The 15,117-nt window shown below is 68.5% G+C and carries 15 protein-coding genes; 7 read left to right on the forward strand and 8 right to left on the reverse strand.

Annotation, left to right across the window (positions count from 1 at the left end):
- Positions 1–194 precede the first annotated feature (194 nt).
- Positions 195–1,643: an Asp-tRNA(Asn)/Glu-tRNA(Gln) amidotransferase subunit GatA gene (gene gatA / locus ROY82_10295; protein MDT3682846.1), complete on the reverse strand. Its 1,449-nt coding sequence runs from the start codon at positions 1,641–1,643 to the stop codon at positions 195–197.
- Between the two features lie 99 nt (positions 1,644–1,742).
- On the opposite strand from gatA, the gene ROY82_10300 reads away from it, so the two are divergent.
- Entirely contained in the window at positions 1,743–2,792 is a 1,050-nt protein-coding gene (locus tag ROY82_10300) for a protein phosphatase 2C domain-containing protein (GenBank protein MDT3682847.1), read from the forward strand.
- 11 nt (positions 2,793–2,803) lie between these two features.
- Entirely contained in the window at positions 2,804–3,181 is a 378-nt protein-coding gene (locus ROY82_10305) for a RidA family protein (protein MDT3682848.1), read from the forward strand.
- An 83-nt stretch (positions 3,182–3,264) separates the two neighbouring features.
- On the opposite strand, the gene ROY82_10310 is transcribed toward ROY82_10305, so the two are convergent.
- From ROY82_10310 to sdhC, 4 genes are read right to left on the reverse strand one after another with little or no spacing between them, the layout of a single operon-like run.
- Entirely contained in the window at positions 3,265–3,963 is a 699-nt protein-coding gene (locus ROY82_10310; GenBank protein MDT3682849.1) for a succinate dehydrogenase iron-sulfur subunit, read from the reverse strand.
- A gap of 8 nt (positions 3,964–3,971) precedes the next feature.
- On the reverse strand, positions 3,972–5,711 hold the full coding sequence (gene sdhA / locus ROY82_10315; protein ID MDT3682850.1) for a succinate dehydrogenase flavoprotein subunit: 1,740 nt from the start codon (positions 5,709–5,711) through the stop codon (positions 3,972–3,974).
- Between the two features lie 15 nt (positions 5,712–5,726).
- The gene (locus ROY82_10320; GenBank protein ID MDT3682851.1) at positions 5,727–6,155 is read right to left on the reverse strand and encodes a succinate dehydrogenase hydrophobic membrane anchor subunit; all 429 of its coding nucleotides are present in this window, start codon (positions 6,153–6,155) and stop codon (positions 5,727–5,729) included.
- Complete coding sequence (sdhC, locus tag ROY82_10325) at positions 6,155–6,514, reverse strand: succinate dehydrogenase, cytochrome b556 subunit (protein MDT3682852.1); 360 nt, start codon at positions 6,512–6,514, stop codon at positions 6,155–6,157. Before sdhC ends, ROY82_10320 begins: the two co-directional genes overlap by 1 nt.
- A gap of 167 nt (positions 6,515–6,681) precedes the next feature.
- Between sdhC and ROY82_10330 the strand changes: the two genes are divergently transcribed.
- Complete coding sequence (locus tag ROY82_10330; protein MDT3682853.1) at positions 6,682–7,455, forward strand: HAD family hydrolase; 774 nt, start codon at positions 6,682–6,684, stop codon at positions 7,453–7,455.
- Between the two features lie 72 nt (positions 7,456–7,527).
- Here ROY82_10330 and folE read toward each other — a convergent pair whose 3' ends face one another.
- A complete protein-coding gene (gene folE / locus ROY82_10335; protein MDT3682854.1) occupies positions 7,528–8,133 on the reverse strand; it encodes a GTP cyclohydrolase I FolE in 606 nt (201 codons plus the stop codon).
- Positions 8,134–8,189: 56 nt separating this feature from the next.
- On the opposite strand from folE, the gene ROY82_10340 reads away from it, so the two are divergent.
- Together ROY82_10340 and dps are read left to right on the forward strand one after the other, a co-directional pair.
- On the forward strand, positions 8,190–9,410 hold the full coding sequence (locus ROY82_10340) for an alanyl-tRNA editing protein (GenBank protein ID MDT3682855.1): 1,221 nt from the start codon (positions 8,190–8,192) through the stop codon (positions 9,408–9,410).
- Between the two features lie 95 nt (positions 9,411–9,505).
- Positions 9,506–10,003, forward strand: a complete 498-nt coding sequence (gene dps, locus ROY82_10345; GenBank protein ID MDT3682856.1) for a DNA starvation/stationary phase protection protein Dps — start codon at positions 9,506–9,508, stop codon at positions 10,001–10,003.
- A gap of 52 nt (positions 10,004–10,055) precedes the next feature.
- Here the strand turns inward: dps and ROY82_10350 are convergent, their stop codons facing one another.
- The gene (locus ROY82_10350; GenBank protein MDT3682857.1) at positions 10,056–10,484 is read right to left on the reverse strand and encodes a bifunctional nuclease family protein; all 429 of its coding nucleotides are present in this window, start codon (positions 10,482–10,484) and stop codon (positions 10,056–10,058) included.
- Positions 10,485–10,525: 41 nt separating this feature from the next.
- Here ROY82_10350 and gatB point away from each other — a divergent pair, with 41 nt between their 5' ends.
- The gene (gene gatB / locus ROY82_10355; GenBank protein ID MDT3682858.1) at positions 10,526–11,935 is read left to right on the forward strand and encodes an Asp-tRNA(Asn)/Glu-tRNA(Gln) amidotransferase subunit GatB; all 1,410 of its coding nucleotides are present in this window, start codon (positions 10,526–10,528) and stop codon (positions 11,933–11,935) included.
- A 37-nt stretch (positions 11,936–11,972) separates the two neighbouring features.
- On the opposite strand, the gene ROY82_10360 is transcribed toward gatB, so the two are convergent.
- The gene (locus ROY82_10360; protein MDT3682859.1) at positions 11,973–13,253 is read right to left on the reverse strand and encodes an S-layer homology domain-containing protein; all 1,281 of its coding nucleotides are present in this window, start codon (positions 13,251–13,253) and stop codon (positions 11,973–11,975) included.
- 176 nt (positions 13,254–13,429) lie between these two features.
- Between ROY82_10360 and ROY82_10365 the strand changes: the two genes are divergently transcribed.
- Complete coding sequence (locus ROY82_10365; GenBank protein MDT3682860.1) at positions 13,430–15,115, forward strand: tetratricopeptide repeat protein; 1,686 nt, start codon at positions 13,430–13,432, stop codon at positions 15,113–15,115.
- The last annotated feature ends 2 nt before the right edge of the window (positions 15,116–15,117 follow it).

Here is a 15,117-nt window from a genome sequence, read left to right on the forward strand (position 1 = left end):
TCCAGTCTCTTACCGTCGGGTGGGAATGCCCGGACCAAGCTTCCAGCCCCACCACCACGCGTTCCTGGCGGTTCGCGGAGCGGCCGTGGCGAGCTACCGTCCAGACAGGACAGTCAAGCCGGAGAATAGTACCACACCGCCGCCAGGTCCGGATGGCCACCCCCGGGTACGGACCACTTCCGAGTTGCCATGGGCTAGGCCGCTTCCGGCGCTCCCGCCAGCGCGGCCTCTAGCGCGGACGCCAGGCCCAGCAGTTTCGCGTCGTGACCGGGCCCGGCGATCAACTGGACTCCAAGCGGAAGTCCCCCTTCGCCGGTGCCTGACGGAACGCTGATGGCCGGGAAGCCCGCCAGGTTGGCCAGGCACGTGGCCAGGTCGCCCAGGTACATCTCGAGCGGGTCGGCCAGCTTCTCGCCCAGCAGGTACGCCACGCCCGGTGCGGTGGGGGTGATGAGCGCGTCCACGCCGCTCAATGCGGTGGCCATCTCCTGCGCCAGCCTGTGCCTCACCCTCAGCGCCCGGCCGTAGTACGCGTCGTAGTAGCCGGCCGAGAGGGCGAACGAGCCGAGCAGCACGCGCCGCTTGACTTCGCTTCCGAACAGCTCGCCGCGCGTCTTGCGCATGACCGCCTCTTGCCCGTCGCGTTCCTCGCCTAAGCGGCGTCCGTAGAGCATCCCCGCGTAGCGCGCCAGGTTGCTCGACGCCTCCGCGGCGGCTATCACGTAGTAGCAAGCCACCGCCAGCCCAAGGCTGGGAAGGGTGACCTCGACGACGTCGGCGCCGCGAGCCGCCAACGCGGTCCGGGCGAGTTCGAGGCTGCCGAGAGCGTCCGCGCCGAACCCCTCGCCGCCCAGCCCGGTCACCACCGCGAAGCGTCTCCCGACCAGGTCCAGGGTTCCCACTTCGTCGAGCTGGAGACCAACGCTCGTGGCGTCCTTGGGGTCGGCGCCGGCGATCACGCCGAGGGCGAGGCCCACATCCTCGACGGAGGCGCCCAACAGCCCAACCTGGTCGAGGGAGCTGGCGTAGGCCAGCAGGCCGTAGCGCGACGCAGCGCCGTAAGTGGGCTTGAACCCCACGACGCCGCAGAAGGCGGCGGGCAAGCGGCCAGAGCCACCCGTGTCGGTGCCAAGCGCCAGTGGCACGACCCCTGCGCCGACGGCGGCCGCCGAACCGCTCGACGAGCCGCCGGCCACGCGCGAGGTGTCGTGCGGGTTGCGGGTCGGGCCCAGCGCCGAGCGTTCGCCCGTGGAGCCCATCCCGAACTCGTCGAGGTTGGTCTTGCCGATCACGATGGCCCCTGCCGCCTTGAGGCGCGCCACGACGGTGGCGTCGAACGGCGGAACGTACCCCTGCAAGATCTCCGAGGCCGCCGTGTTCGGCACTCCGGCGGTGGCGATGTTGTCCTTGACGGCGACGGGCACGCCGGCGAGCGGACCGGGCTGTTCCCCCCGCGCTAGGCGTTCATCGAGGGCGTCGGCTGCCGCGAGGGCGCCCGCCTGGTCGATGGTGATGAACGCGTTCAGGCTCGCCTGAGCGCTCTCGGCCCGGGCGAGGGCGGCCTCGACGGCCTCGCGCGCCGAGACCGACCCGTTCCTCACGCGGCGTGCGGTGGTGCTGACGCTAGCGGGCCCGTCCGTCATGCGGCGAAGCATAACAAGGGAGCGCGACGGGCCCCTACGCCGCGGGCCTCACCGTCGCGACATCCGACCATCATGTCGGTGGCAGTATCATGCAGCTACATGACCGAACCGGTCACGCCGCATATCGACGCCCGCACCGGTCGCTCACAGCGCCCGGCCCCTGCCGTCGCCGAACCGCATCCTCCGCATGGTTCCCCAGCAACCCGCATCAGGAGCGCCGGGATCAGCGAGGCGGGCCACGTCCGGAAGGTGAACCAGGACTGGTACTTCGCGGGCGCCGTGGGCCGCAGCGGACACCTCGGAGTGGTGGCCGACGGCATGGGCGGTCATACCGCGGGTGAGGTGGCGAGCCGCACGGCCATCGAGACGCTGGTGTCGGCATTGCGCCAGAGCCGCACCCAACCCCCCGTGGCACTCGCTCGCGCCGCGCAGGCCGCGAACGTGGAGGTCTACAACCTCGCGATCGAGCGTCCGGAGCTGACGGGCATGGGCACCACGTTGACCGCGGTGCTGATCGACGACCAGGTCGGGCTGGTGGGTCACGTGGGCGACTCGCGGGCGTACCTGGTGCGTGGCGGCCAGGCGCTGCGGCTCACCGTCGACCATAGCTGGGTCGCGGACCGCGTGCGCCAGGGTCTCTTGAGCGAGGAGGAGGCGCGGCGCCACAGGTGGCGCAACGTCATCACGAACGCCATCGGGGCCACCGCCACCTTTCGCCTCGATGTGCTCTATTTCGACGTCCTGCCGGGTGACATCGTGGTGTTGGTGAGCGACGGCGTGAGCATGCTGTTGGACGAAGACGCCATCGTGAAGAACGTGGTCGGGCGGACGGCCGAGGAGGCGGCGGCACGGTTGGTGAGCGCCGCGAACGAGCGCGGCAGCCCGGACAACGTCACTGCCGTGGTGCTCTGCGTCGACGACGTGGCGTTCAGGCCGAAGCGCTACGACCTGCCGGAGGCGCCGCTGGTGGCCTCCTCCGTGGACATCGGCGAGACGCTGTCGGGCATCCGGCGCGTCGAGGAGGGGTTCCCGGGGAACGGCCCCTTGCAGAAGCTGCGGCAGCACCCCCTCTTCCCTCACCGCTACTGGATCGTGGGATCCGCCTACTTGTTGGTGCTCCTGGTGCTGTTCGTCTTGTGGCGTGGTTGATAGGCTGCGGCATGAACCAAACCATTGCCACGGACAAGGCTCCCAAGGCCATAGGCCCCTACTCCCAGGCCGTCAAGGTCGGCGGGCTCGTTTACACGGCCGGCCAGATCGCCCTCAAGCCGGACGGCACCTGGCTAGGAGGCGACATCACCCAGCAGACTCATCAAGTCATGCAGAACCTGTCCGCCGTGCTGACCGCCGCCGGCAGCGGCATGGAGCACGTCGTCAAGAGCACTTGCTTCCTCGCCGACATGGCCGACTTCGCCGCGTTCAACGAGGTGTACGGCAGTTACCTGGGCGGCAACCTGCCGGCGCGCAGCACGGTGCAGGTCGCGCGCCTGCCCAAGGACGGCCTGGTCGAGGTCGAGGTAGTCGCGCGCGTTCCCTGACGGCTACGCGCGTTGGCTGAGTCCAAGTGCGCTGGCTACTCACCCAAGCGGGTCAACGGACTCCAAAGCGCGCTGCGTATGCGCTACGCGCGCTGCCAGAGGAGTTCCCGCTTGGTCTCCTCGATCACCTTCGTTATGGGGATGCCGCGCGGGCACGCCTCGGTGCAGTTGTAGGCGGTGCGGCAGCGCCACAGGCCGTTCACGCCGTTGAGCACCCTTAGCCGTTCCGCCGAGCCCTGATCGCGCGAGTCGAAGATGAAGCGGTGCGCGTTCACGATGGCGGCGGGGCCCAGGTAACGGCCGTTGGTCCAGAAGACAGGGCACGAACTCGTGCAGGCCGCACACAAGATGCACTTGGTGGTGTCGTCGAAGATGGCCCGGTCCTCTACGCTCTGCAAGCGCTCCGTGGGCGGGGGCGGATCGTCGTTGATGAAGTAGGGCAGGATGGCGCGGTAGGAGTCGAAGAACGGCTCCATGTCGACGATGAGGTCCTTGAGGACCGGCAGGCCGCCCAACGGCTGCACCGTGATCTCGGAGCCCAGGTCCTTCACCAGGACCTTGCAGGCGAGGCGGTTGACGCCGTTGATCCGCATGGCGTCTGAGCCGCAGATGCCGTGCGCGCAACTGCGCCGGAACGTCAGCGAGCCGTCCTGCTTCCACTTGATGTCGTTCAGCACGTCGAGCACGCGCTCGGTTGGGGAGACGTCGAGCTTGAACTCCTGCCAGTGCGGGCGGGGGTCCTTCTCGGGATCGTAGCGGCGGATCTTCATGGTTATCTGCATGAGCGGCCTCAGTAGACCCGCGGCTTCGGCTCGTAGCGGCCGAGAGCAACGGGCTTGTAGTCGATGCGTACACCGTCACCGTCTTTGTAGACGAGCGAGTGCTTGAGCCAGTTCGCGTCGTCGCGCTCGCGGAAGTCCTCCCGGGAATGCGCGCCGCGAGACTCGGTGCGGTTCAGGGCGGCGGTCACCAACTGCTGCGCGTTGTCGAGCAGGAAGCCCAACTCGAGGGCCTCCATGAGCTCCATGTTGTAGCGCTTGCCCTTGTCCTCCACGCCGATGAGCTTGTAGCGCTCGCGCAGCTTCTTGACCTCCTCGACCTGCTGGGCAAGCGTCTCGGCCGTGCGGAAGACCGAGGCGTTGTCCATCATGGTTGTCTGCAGCTCGGCGCGGACGTCGGACACCCGCACCTCGTGCGGGCCGTTCATGGCCGCGTCGAGCAGGGCGCGGGTGTGATCGAGGACGCCTGCGGGCAGGTCCGGGAACTCGCCGCGTTCCGCGTAGGCGCTGGCGTTGCGCCCGGCACGCCGGCCGAAGACCAGGAGGTCGCCCAGCGAGTTGGTGCCCAGGCGGTTGGCGCCGTGCAAGGAGGCGCAGGCCACCTCACCGGCCGCGTAGAGGCCGGGCACGACCGTGTTCTGGCCGTCGCTGATGACGTTCGTGTCGATGGTGACGGGGATGCCGCCCATCATGTAGTGCGCGGTCGGCTGCACGGGCACCATCTCCGTGATGGGGTCCACGCCCAGGTAGATGCGGGCGAACTCGGTGATGTCGGGGAGGCGCTCCTCGATGATCTTGGCGTCGATGTGGGTGAGGTCGAGGTGGAGGTAGTCCTTGTTGGGGCCACAACCCCGGCCCTCGCGGACCTCGAGGTACATGGCGCGGCTGACCATGTCCCTGGGCGCCAGGTCCTTGATGGTCGGGGCGTAGCGCTCCATGAAACGCTCGCCCTCGGAGTTGCGCAAGATGCCGCCCTCGCCGCGCGCCCCTTCGGTTAGGAGCACGCCGAGCCGGTAGAGGCCGGTCGGGTGGAACTGGAAGAACTCGGGGTCCTCCACCGGGATGCCGCGCCGCCACACGATGCTGGTGAGGTCACCGGTGAGGGCGTGCGCGTTGGAGGTGACCTTGAACATGCGACCGCTGCCCCCGGTGGCGAGGACCGTGGACTTCGCCTGGATGACGTGCAGGTCACCGGTGGCCAGTTCGTACGCGACCACCCCTCGACACTCGCCACCGTCCAAGATGATGTCCAGGACGTGGAACTCGTTGAAGAAGTGCACGTTGTCCTTGATCGACTGTTGGTAGAGCGTCTGCAGGATCATGTGGCCCGTGCGGTCGGCCGCGTAGCATGCGCGCTCGACGGGGGACTTGCCGTGCTCGCGGGTGTGCCCGCCGAACTTGCGCTGGGCGATGCGGCCCTCGGGCGTGCGGCTGAACGGCAGGCCCATGTGCTCGAGCTCGTAGACGGCGTCGATGACCTCGTGCGAGAACACTTCCGCGACGTCCTGGTCGGTCAGGTAATCGCCGCCCTTGACCGTGTCGTAGGCGTGCCATTCAGGGTGGTCCTCACTGACGTTGCCGAGCGCAGCGCCCACCCCACCCTGGGCCGCACCAGTGTGGGAGCGGGTCGGGTAGAGCTTCGTGACGACCGCGACGGAGACCTTGGGGTTGTGCGCCGCGTAGCGTGCGGCCATCATCCCGGCTCCGCCGGCCCCGACCACCAGTACGTCGAACTTGTGTGCCCTGATCATGAATGCAATCGACTCCTATTGGCCGCTGGCGAGATTACGAACGGCGTCGCCCATCTCCTGGTAGGAGAAGGCCCAGAGCGTCATGACGCCGAAGATGAAGATCACGGCCGTAACGACGAAGAGTGTCACTTTCATCCAGAACCGGGGGCCGGGCCGCCTGAAGTTGTCCTCGATGACCATCTTCAGGCCGTTCATCCCGTGGAGCATGGCGAAGCCGAGGAGGAACGAGTCGAAGACCTTGACGGACGGCCGCGCGAAGCGGCTGGCCACGTAGTCGTAGTCCACCGTCGCCACGTTGATGGCGATGTTGTTGATGAAAAGGTGGGCGAACACCAGGAACACGAGGAACAGCCCGGATATGCGCATGAACACCCACCACGCCAACTCGCCGTTGGACTTGTAGTGGTCGCGCGCGTCGCGCAGGTTCTTCGGGCGAGATGCCATCACGCGCCTCCGAAGATCTCAGGGATGATCTTGATGAGGACGGGGATCCCGATGATGGTGGTGAGCCCGAGCACGCCGTACCACATGGAACGCTGGTAGGTGATGGCCCAGGTGGTGAAGTCGAGGAGGATGATCCGGAGCCCGTTGAGGGCGTGGTACACGACCGCGGCGATCACCAGGACGAGCCCGATGCGAAACGGCCACTGGTGATAGAAGAGCAAGAACGCATTGAACGGCCCGTCAGGTCCGTACATCACGAGCGTGATATCGAACACGTGTAGCAGCAGGTAGAGGGCGATGGCTACGCCGGAAATCCGGTGCAGGAAGTACGCCCACTGCCCTTCTCGACCTCGATACATGCCTCAACCTCCAAGAGCCGCGTTGCAGCCCGGGAATCTGGGTCAGGACTAGATTCTATCACCGGCCTCACACGAACCACTCCCGGCCCCCGGCGCTTCTTTACAAGTGGCGTCGCAGGCGCGGCGAGACGCGAGAAGCGGCGCGCGAGCGGTATGGTCGAGCCATCGTGTTGTTAGCATTCGATCTAGACAAGACACTGGTAACCAACTCCTACGAGCTCCCCCCGGCAACGCTGGGCGCCGTCAGGGCCGCCCGTGAGCGCGGCCACATCGTGACCGTGCTTACGGGCCGCCCGCTGAGGTCGGCCAGGCCGTTCCTCGAACAGCTGGAGCTCACCGTCCCTCACGCCGTCAACCACGGCTCATTGGTGCGTGACCCCGCCGGGGCGGCGTTGCGGCACAGGCGCCTGCCCACCGTTCAGGTGGACGACCTCATCGAAGACCACCTGCACGACACCGAGGTCGAGTTCAGCTGCATCATCGACGACGTGCTCTACGTGCGCGACCCCGGCAGCGAGCGCTGGACCTGGGCGCACACGGAGAGCCGCGCCATCACGACCTTCAAGATGGGCATGGGCCTGGACGCCGACAAGGTCGTCTTCCACGGGAACGGTCAGAGCGCGGAGATCGACCGCGCCGTTGCCCAGCGCCACCCCGAACTGTTGCGCTACTTGTGGGGCGACGGCTTCCTCGAGATAGTGCCGCCCGAGGGCGACAAGGGCAGCGCCCTGGCCTTCATCGCCGGTGTGCTCGGCGTGGAGCGGCGCAACGTGGTGGCGTTCGGCGACGGTCTGAACGACGTGTCCATGCTCGAGTGGGCGGGTCACAGCGTGAGCGTGGGGCCGGAGGCCCACCCCGAGGCCTTGGCGGCGGCGGACGAGCACGTCGACGCTCCCGAGGTCGGCGGAGTCGCGGCTTGGCTGGAGCGGCACGCCGTCTGAGCCGGCTGTCCTAGGGTCGCAGCGCCTCGAGGTGCTGAACCCGGTGGAGCTCACCTCGGCACGGCGCCTGTCCTAGGGCCTCAAGGCCTCGAGGAACTCCTGGCGCGTGCGGGCGTCATCGCGGAACACGCCGCGCATGGCGTTCGTGCGCGTCGTCGACCCCTGTTTCTCCACGCCGCGCATCATCATGCAGAGGTGACTGGCCTCAGTGACGACCGCCAGGCCGCGGGGTTGAAGTACTTCCACCAGCGCGTCGGCCACTTGAGAGGTAAGCCGTTCCTGCAGTTGCAGGCGGCGGGCGAAGACGTCCACGACGCGCGCGAACTTCGACAAGCCCAGCACGTGCTTGTTCGGGATGTAGCCGATATGAGCCCGGCCGAAGAACGGCAGGATGTGGTGTTCGCACATCGAGTAGAACTCGATGCCCTTCACTACGACCATCTCCGAGCCTTCGGCGTCGAAGAGCGCGCCGTTGACCACATCGTGGACGCTCATGGCGTAACCCGACGTGAGGTAATGCAACGAGCGGGACACCCGCTCTGGGGTCTTCACGAGGCCCTCGCGCTCGATGTCCTCACCCAACCGCTCGATGATGTCGGAAACCAGGGTGGCCAAGGAGGCATCGCCAACCTCGTCGAACTCGAGATGTAGAGGGACTCTAGCGTGAGCGTCGGCCATGCCTGGAATAGTAACTGACTCCTCCTCGCGCGAACGGTCGGCGCTACACTCAGCGAGTGCGACTCGACCGCTACGACAGTTACCTGACCAACTTCCACGCCCACGTCGCCGAGGTCCGCACCGACGCGAATGGCACGTGGGTGCGCCTGGACCGCAGCGCCTTCTACCCCCACGCGGGCGGGCAACCGCACGACGTCGGCGAGTTGGAGGCCGCCGGTGCGCGCCTTCGCGTGATCGACGTGAGGGCGCCTGCGGACGACGAGGTCTGGCACCTCCTGGACCTGGACGGCGCCACCGCAAACGCCACGGGCCTGCGCCCCGGCACTCCCGTCGTCGGAGCCATCGACTGGCCCCGGCGCTGGCGTCACATGCAAAGGCACAGCGCGCAGCACCTGTTGTCGGCCGCGCTCATCAGGGTGAACGCGGCGTTCGGCACGCTGGCCGTGAGCATGCGGGGGCCGGACTGCACCATAGAGATAGCCGGCGAGTTCGGCGAGGCCCACCTCGCTGCAGTGGAGGCCGAGGCGAACCTGGTCGCGCGGCGCAACCTGCCCATCGACGCGTTCGAGGTCGACGAGAGCCGGCTGGGCGACTACGACCTCAGGCGCCCCTCGAAGGTGGGTGGCATCGTGCGCCTCGTGGCGATCGGCCAGTACGACATCGTCGCTTGTGGCGGAACGCACCTTCGCTCGACTGCGGAGGCCCTACCCATAAAGCTCCTCGGCTACGAGCGTGTGCGGGGTGGCAACACCCGCATCACTTTCAGGGCCGGCGTCGAGGCCCTGGACGATTACGGCGCCAAGCACGCTTGGGTCACGCACCTCGGCCGGCTCTTCAGCGTGCCCGCCGGCGAGCTTCGGGGGCGCGCCGAGCGCTTGTTGGCCGACCTGGCCGCTGCCAAGCGGGAGGCGGCGGACTGGCGGGAACGCGTCGCCACTGGCCTGGCCGAAGGGCTGGCGTCGACAGGAAGCAACCCGCTCGTTGCCGTGCTCGAGGGTGCCGATGCGGATCTGCTGACCGAGCTCATGGACGCCTGCCAGAAGCAGGCGGGCTGCGTGGCCCTGTTGGGAGCCGCCAACGGCGGGCACGCCCAACTGGCGTTCATCGCCGGGCCGGGCGCCGGCGTCGACGTGCGGCCGCTCCTCGCCGACGCCCTGACGGCGCTCGGCGGACGCGGGGGCGGCCGGGCCGACAGGGCGCAGGGCGCGGCGGAGGCCGACCCGGGACGAGTCCGCGAAGTGCTCGAGGCCGTCGCCAACGGGCTTCGTGGGGGCTGAACGCACGTCAGGTGACTTTTGTCTGGGAAATCCGCGACAGTGCCCGTTAGGCTGTTGTCGAGGTGGTCCTCGGACCACCTAGTTTGGAGGGTGTCATGCCCACTGCAGTCAAGCCCCGCCTGATAGACGTCAAGATCGACATTCCGTTAGAGACCCGCGAGCGCCTCGTGGAGGTCCTCAACCAGCAACTCGCCGACACCGCCGACCTCTACAGCCAGGTCAAGCAGGCCCACTGGAACGTCAAGGGGCCCGGCTTCCAGCAGGTCCACCTGCTGTTCGACGACCAGGCCGAGGTGTTCGAGGAGTACATCGACATGATCGCCGAGCGCGTGACGCTCTTGGGCGGCATGGCCATGGGCACGATCCGGATGGCCGCCAAGGCCTCGACGCTCAAGGAGTTCGAGCCCAAGACGAACGACGTCCTCGCATATGTCGAGGCCGTGCGTGACCGCGTGGCCGCTTACGCCAAGAGCAACCGCAAGGCCCTGAACGAGGCCAACAAGCTCGGCGAACCCACCACGGAGGACCTCCTCACCGAGATCTCCCGCGGGATCGACAAGCAGCTCTACTTCTTGGAATCCCATCTGCACTGAACGTCGACTTCGTTGACTTCCAGGTGGCGTCCGGGCGGCGCCGTGAGCCGGTTCAGGCTTCGGCGCCGCCCGAGCTGCCGAAGTCGTCGTCACGCATGGCCGCCTCTTCGATGACCTTCTCGGCCACGAACAGCGGCGCCTTCGTGCGCACGGCCAACGCCATGGCGTCGGATGGCCGCGCGTCTACCTCGAAACTCACGCCCGACCGCTTCAGGATGAGCATGGCGTAGAAGACGCCGTCCTGCAGGTCGGTGATCTCGACGCGGTCGATGGTCGCGTCCAGCAGTTCGAGTATCGAGGCCATCAAGTCGTGTGTGAGCGGCCGCTCGGGCCGCTCCGTGCCCCGCCCGGAAGCGATGCTGATGGCCTGCATGGAATCGATGCGGATGGGCAGCAGCTCCCCGGTTGGCGCCCGCAACAGCGCCAGGAACTGGTTCTCGTCGCCGGAAACGGCAATTCCTTCGAGCTCTACCTGCACCACGCCTCAATCATAGCCCGCATGGCCCTGCTAGACTTTCCCGCATGTTCGAGCCGGTCATCGGCCTTGAGGTCCACTTCGCGCTGCGCACGGCCAGCAAGCTCTTCTGCGGCTGCTCGGCTCAAGGCTTCGGTGCGGGCCCAAACGAGCACGTCTGCCCCGTTTGCCTCGGGCTACCCGGGACTCTTCCCGCCCTGAACGAGGAGGCGGTCGAGCTTGCATTGCGCTTCGCCCTCGCGCTGGGCTGCGAGGTTCCGCCCCAGACCTACTTCCACCGCAAGCACTACTTCTACCCCGACGCACCCAAGAACTACCAGACGAGCCAGGGGGACGTTCCGGTTGGCCAACACGGCCACATCGACCTTCCAAGCGGCAAGCGCGTGGGCATCACCCGCTGCCACCTGGAGGAGGACGCCGGCCGGCTCGTACACCCGCCGTACGCGGATCACTCCCTCGTAGACCTGAACCGGGCCGGCGCCCCGCTCATCGAGATGGTGACGGAACCCGACCTCCGCTCGGCCGACGAGGCACGCGAGTTCCTCACGGAGGTCAGGGCGATAGCTCAGGCCCTCGGCGTGTCGGACGCGGCGCCCGAGGAGGGCAAGATGCGTGCCGACGTGAACGTCTCGGTGAGGCTGGCCGGGGAGCCATTCGGTACCAAAGTCGAGGTCAAGAACCTCAACTCCTTCAAGAGCGTGGCGGCGGCCCTGGCCTTCGAGACCAAGCGACAGTCGGGGCTCCTCGAGGCCGACCGACCTGTCACCCAGGAGACCCGCGGCTGGAACGAGGGCGGCCAGCGGACCTACTCGCTGCGCTCGAAGGAGACCGCGGCCGACTACCGCTACTTGCGCGACCCCGACATCCCGGCGGTGGCCTTGGGCGCCGACCGCAAACGCCGCATGATCGCAGCGCTACCTGAACTCCCGCGCCAACTTGTGGCCCGCTACCTTGCGGCGGGCGTCCGCGAGGCCGAGGCCAAACAGATCGGCTACGACCACGAGCTGGCGGCGTTCTTCGACGCCGCGGCCCAGGCCTACGGCGGCGCGCCGCAGACCGTGGCCAACTGGGTGACGGGTGAGGTCGCCGGCCGCGCGAACGACCGCGGCCAGAGCGTGGCCGCAACGCGGCTGACGCCGGCCGCGCTGGTGGCGCTCCTCGACCTGGTAGACGCCGGCACCCTTTCGATCACCGCCGCCAAGGAACTCGTGCCGGATCTCCTGGACGGCGCCCAACCGGCAGAGCTCGTTGCCAGCCGCGGCCTGGGTCAGGTGAGCGACTCTGGCGCACTCCAGGCCATCGTTGACGAGGTACTAGCCGCCAACCCCGATCTGGTCGAGCGCGTGACGGCCAACCCCAAGGCCATCAACGCCCTGCTTGGCAAGGTCATGGCCGCGAGTAAGGGCAAGGCCAACCCCGACCTGGCGCGGAGGTTGTTGGGGGAGCGGTTGGGGTAGGGTTCGTGCCTTGGTGTAGAGAGGCCTGCATGTCACCTTAGGGTGTCGGGGCGCACAGACACACGCCATCCTTTCCATCCGCACCCGGGGGGCCCGCGGGGCCCGTGTCACCCGTGTCACCCGTGTCACCCGTGTCACCCTTGTCACCCGTGTCACCCTTGTCACCCTTGTCACCCTTGTCACCCGGGTCGCCCTTGTCACCTTTTTCGCCCGGAGCACCATCCTGTCCCGGGAGGCCCTGTGGCCCCTGTATGCCCTGAGGTCCCTGAGGCCCAATGGGCCCCACCGGACCTACCGGACCCTGCGGCCCCCGCTCACCCTGGGGCCCTTGCTCACCCTGCGGCCCCATGGGCCCCACCGGCCCAACGGGCCCGGTCAACCCCGTGAACCCAGCGGGCCCCCGCTCACCCTGCGGACCCTCTGGTCCGGCCGGGCCGGCAAGGCCTTGAGGGCCGGCACAGTCGCGGGCGTCGGCCACGCCGTCTAGGTTGATGTCTTCTTCGATGTCGAAGATGCCGTTGCCGTTCAGGTCCCAGCACGCCAAGCCGGGCTCGCCCGCCTCACCCTGCGTACCGGCAGGGCCCGCGGGGCCCAGTTGGCCGCGCTCGCCCTGCGGTCCGGCTGGGCCGGACGGCCCGATGGGTCCGGCGGGACCCGCAGCGCCCGCAGGGCCGGCGGGCCCAACAGGACCCGTAGCGCCGACCTCGCCGGTCGGACCCTGCGGGCCGGGCTCGCCGCGCTCGCCCTGGGGTCCGGCAGGTCCGACCGGGCCGGCCGGACCTTGCGGGCCGGTCAGCTTGCCGGCGGCTACGTCTGCGCGCATCGAGGCGATCTCCGCGCTCATCTCACCCAGGCGCGCCTGGACCGACTCGCTACCGCACGCGACCTTGGCGTCCACCAGGCTCACGGCCTGGCCGATGAGCAGAGCGACCTGGTAACCGTTCAAGAAGTCTTCGCCGTGCAACTCGCCGTCTGGGAAGGCCTGAGACACGCCCAGGGCGGCAACGCGCTGAGCGGCGCCGGCGGCCCAGTGGTCGGGGCTCACGTCAGAGAAGTGGAAGTTCGGGTCCGGCGCGCCCGCCATGGCGTCGGTGCAGCCCGTCGCTTCATCGACGCGTGTCAACAGCCGGTCGACCAGTACCGCAGCCTGGTAACCCGTGATGGGTCCCTCGCCCAGGAACGAACCGTCGGGGAACCCGGTGTCCACTCCCTCCGCGCTCAGGTCGCTCACGGCGACGCGGCCCCAGTCGGAGCCCGACTGCGTGAGGCCCACTGCGACCAGCAGCAACGCTGCTATGGCTATCGGTATTCGTTTCATCACACTCCCGCTTTCTCGTGAGCACCTACTCGACTGCCGAGCGGTGAACCATGTTACTTGTGGTGTCATCATCCACCACAGACGGCGCGCCCGGGTTGTCCTCGTCACTAATCGGGCTTCATCAGACTTCCATGTGAGCCCGGTGGGTACCGTGAGCCGCTATCATCGGGCTTGTAATGGTGAGATTTCTCCTGTTGGCGGCACTGCTGTCCACGTTGAGCATGGTGGCCCTTGCGCAATCGCCCTTGCCCGCTGACGCGGCTGCAGCGCTCAGCGAGGCTCAAGCGGCGGCGGCGCAAGCCATGGCTGCCTATTCCACGTACTTCCCCGACCAACCGTTGTGGCGCGAGGCTTTCGCCGCGGGCGAGCGCGCCCACGACCTTGCCCCCGGGCGGCCCGAACCGCTGCGGTTCCTGGCTCAGGCCTACGGCCTGACCGGCTGGACGGCGCGCGCCTGGACGGCGTGGCAGGCATACGTCGCCGCAGGCGGCGCCATGGACGCGAGCGCCCGCAACGAGGCGGGAGCGGCGGCGGCGAAACTCGGCTACGACGCCTTCCGCGCGGGAAACCTGGACCGCGCCATCGAGCTCCTGTCGGCGGCCAACGAGTACGTTCCCGACAACCTCGAGGTCGAGTCGTGGCTTGGTCAGGCCTACCTCTCCCTAGGCGATGCCGCGGCCGCGGCACCGCACCTGGCCCGCGCCCTGCCGGCACAGCCGCAGCTCCAGCCACTGCTCGAACGGGCGCAACTCGGCGCCAACTACGGGCTCGAGAGCGCCGATGCGTACCTGGCGGGCCGGCGCGCCTACGCGGCGGGCGACTACGGGGCCGCGCGCAGGAGCTTCGACCGCGCGGCCAACCTGGCGCCCAACTTCGTCGACGCGATCAGAGGCGTGGCCGCCTCCCTGGGGGCGCTGGGGGACTTCGAAGGCGCCCTCGACGCTTGGAAGCGCGTGGTTGCCCTCGCCCCGGATGACCGGGAGGCCAACGAGGCCGTCGAGCGCTTCCAGGCCACCCTGGCAGCCGCGGCGGCGGCAGCAGCCGCAGCCGAGGCCCCCAAGCCACCCACTCCTACGCCGGCCGCTCCACCACAGGCGCCCGCGACGCCCGCCCCCGAGCCGACGCCCGCACCTGCGCCATCACCGGCGCCCGAGCCCACACCCACACCCACGCCTTCGCCGGCGCCTACACCCGAGCCGACACCTACGCCGGAGCCCACGCCCACCCCGGCCCCAACTCCGACGCCGGAGCCCAAGCCGCCCGCACCCACGCCAGCGCCGACACCCGCACCAACACCGAGGCCCGCACCCACGCCTACCCCGGCGCCCAGCCAAGCGCCCAGAGCGACGACGGGGCAGATCAAGCTCTTCGACGGGACGGTTACCGCCAACAGCGTCTTAGGTGGCGGCCAAGGGGCATTCGTTTTCCTCGACCCGACCGCCGCAGCCGGCGAGGCGGTGGCCAGAGCCGGGGGCATAGCCGACGGCAGCCTGCACGTTCGCGTGGACGTGAGTTCCAAGCCGAGTTCCAAGCCGGTTCAGCTGCAGCTCTGCCTGGTGCCGGGCGACCTCAGCGTCACCAGCCCACCCTGCACCGACTCGACCAAGATGGTCGTCACTGGCACGGGTGCCGTTAGCGCCACGTTCCAGATGGCCTCGCTCTCCAGCCGCGAGGGCGTCGACTGGTCCAAGGGCCTCAGCAGGCTCCTGCTCGTCCTGCGCGACGACGCTTCGCGCCCCCTCGACGAGCGCTATACCCGCACGCCGGACGGAACCCCGATCGACCTCACGCCCTACTACCCCATGACGTTGCGCCTGCGCCTGGCGCTGGTGCCCGCCGGCGGTTCCTTCAGCGGCTGGTAGGC

The sequence above is a fragment of the Truepera sp. genome (assembly GCA_032027045.1).
Lineage (GTDB): Bacteria > Deinococcota > Deinococci > Deinococcales > Trueperaceae > JAAYYF01.

Coding starts and splice junctions, on each gene's coding strand:
- gatA (MDT3682846.1), bottom strand. CDS start 1,643: ATGACGGACGGGCCCGCTAGCGTCAGCACCACCGCACGCCGCGTGAGG.
- ROY82_10300 (MDT3682847.1), top strand. CDS start 1,743: ATGACCGAACCGGTCACGCCGCATATCGACGCCCGCACCGGTCGCTCA.
- ROY82_10305 (MDT3682848.1), top strand. CDS start 2,804: ATGAACCAAACCATTGCCACGGACAAGGCTCCCAAGGCCATAGGCCCC.
- ROY82_10310 (MDT3682849.1), bottom strand. CDS start 3,963: ATGCAGATAACCATGAAGATCCGCCGCTACGATCCCGAGAAGGACCCC.
- sdhA (MDT3682850.1), bottom strand. CDS start 5,711: ATGATCAGGGCACACAAGTTCGACGTACTGGTGGTCGGGGCCGGCGGA.
- ROY82_10320 (MDT3682851.1), bottom strand. CDS start 6,155: ATGGCATCTCGCCCGAAGAACCTGCGCGACGCGCGCGACCACTACAAG.
- sdhC (MDT3682852.1), bottom strand. CDS start 6,514: ATGTATCGAGGTCGAGAAGGGCAGTGGGCGTACTTCCTGCACCGGATT.
- folE (MDT3682854.1), bottom strand. CDS start 8,133: ATGGCCGACGCTCACGCTAGAGTCCCTCTACATCTCGAGTTCGACGAG.
- dps (MDT3682856.1), top strand. CDS start 9,506: ATGCCCACTGCAGTCAAGCCCCGCCTGATAGACGTCAAGATCGACATT.
- gatB (MDT3682858.1), top strand. CDS start 10,526: ATGTTCGAGCCGGTCATCGGCCTTGAGGTCCACTTCGCGCTGCGCACG.
- ROY82_10360 (MDT3682859.1), bottom strand. CDS start 13,253: ATGAAACGAATACCGATAGCCATAGCAGCGTTGCTGCTGGTCGCAGTG.
- ROY82_10365 (MDT3682860.1), top strand. CDS start 13,430: ATGGTGAGATTTCTCCTGTTGGCGGCACTGCTGTCCACGTTGAGCATG.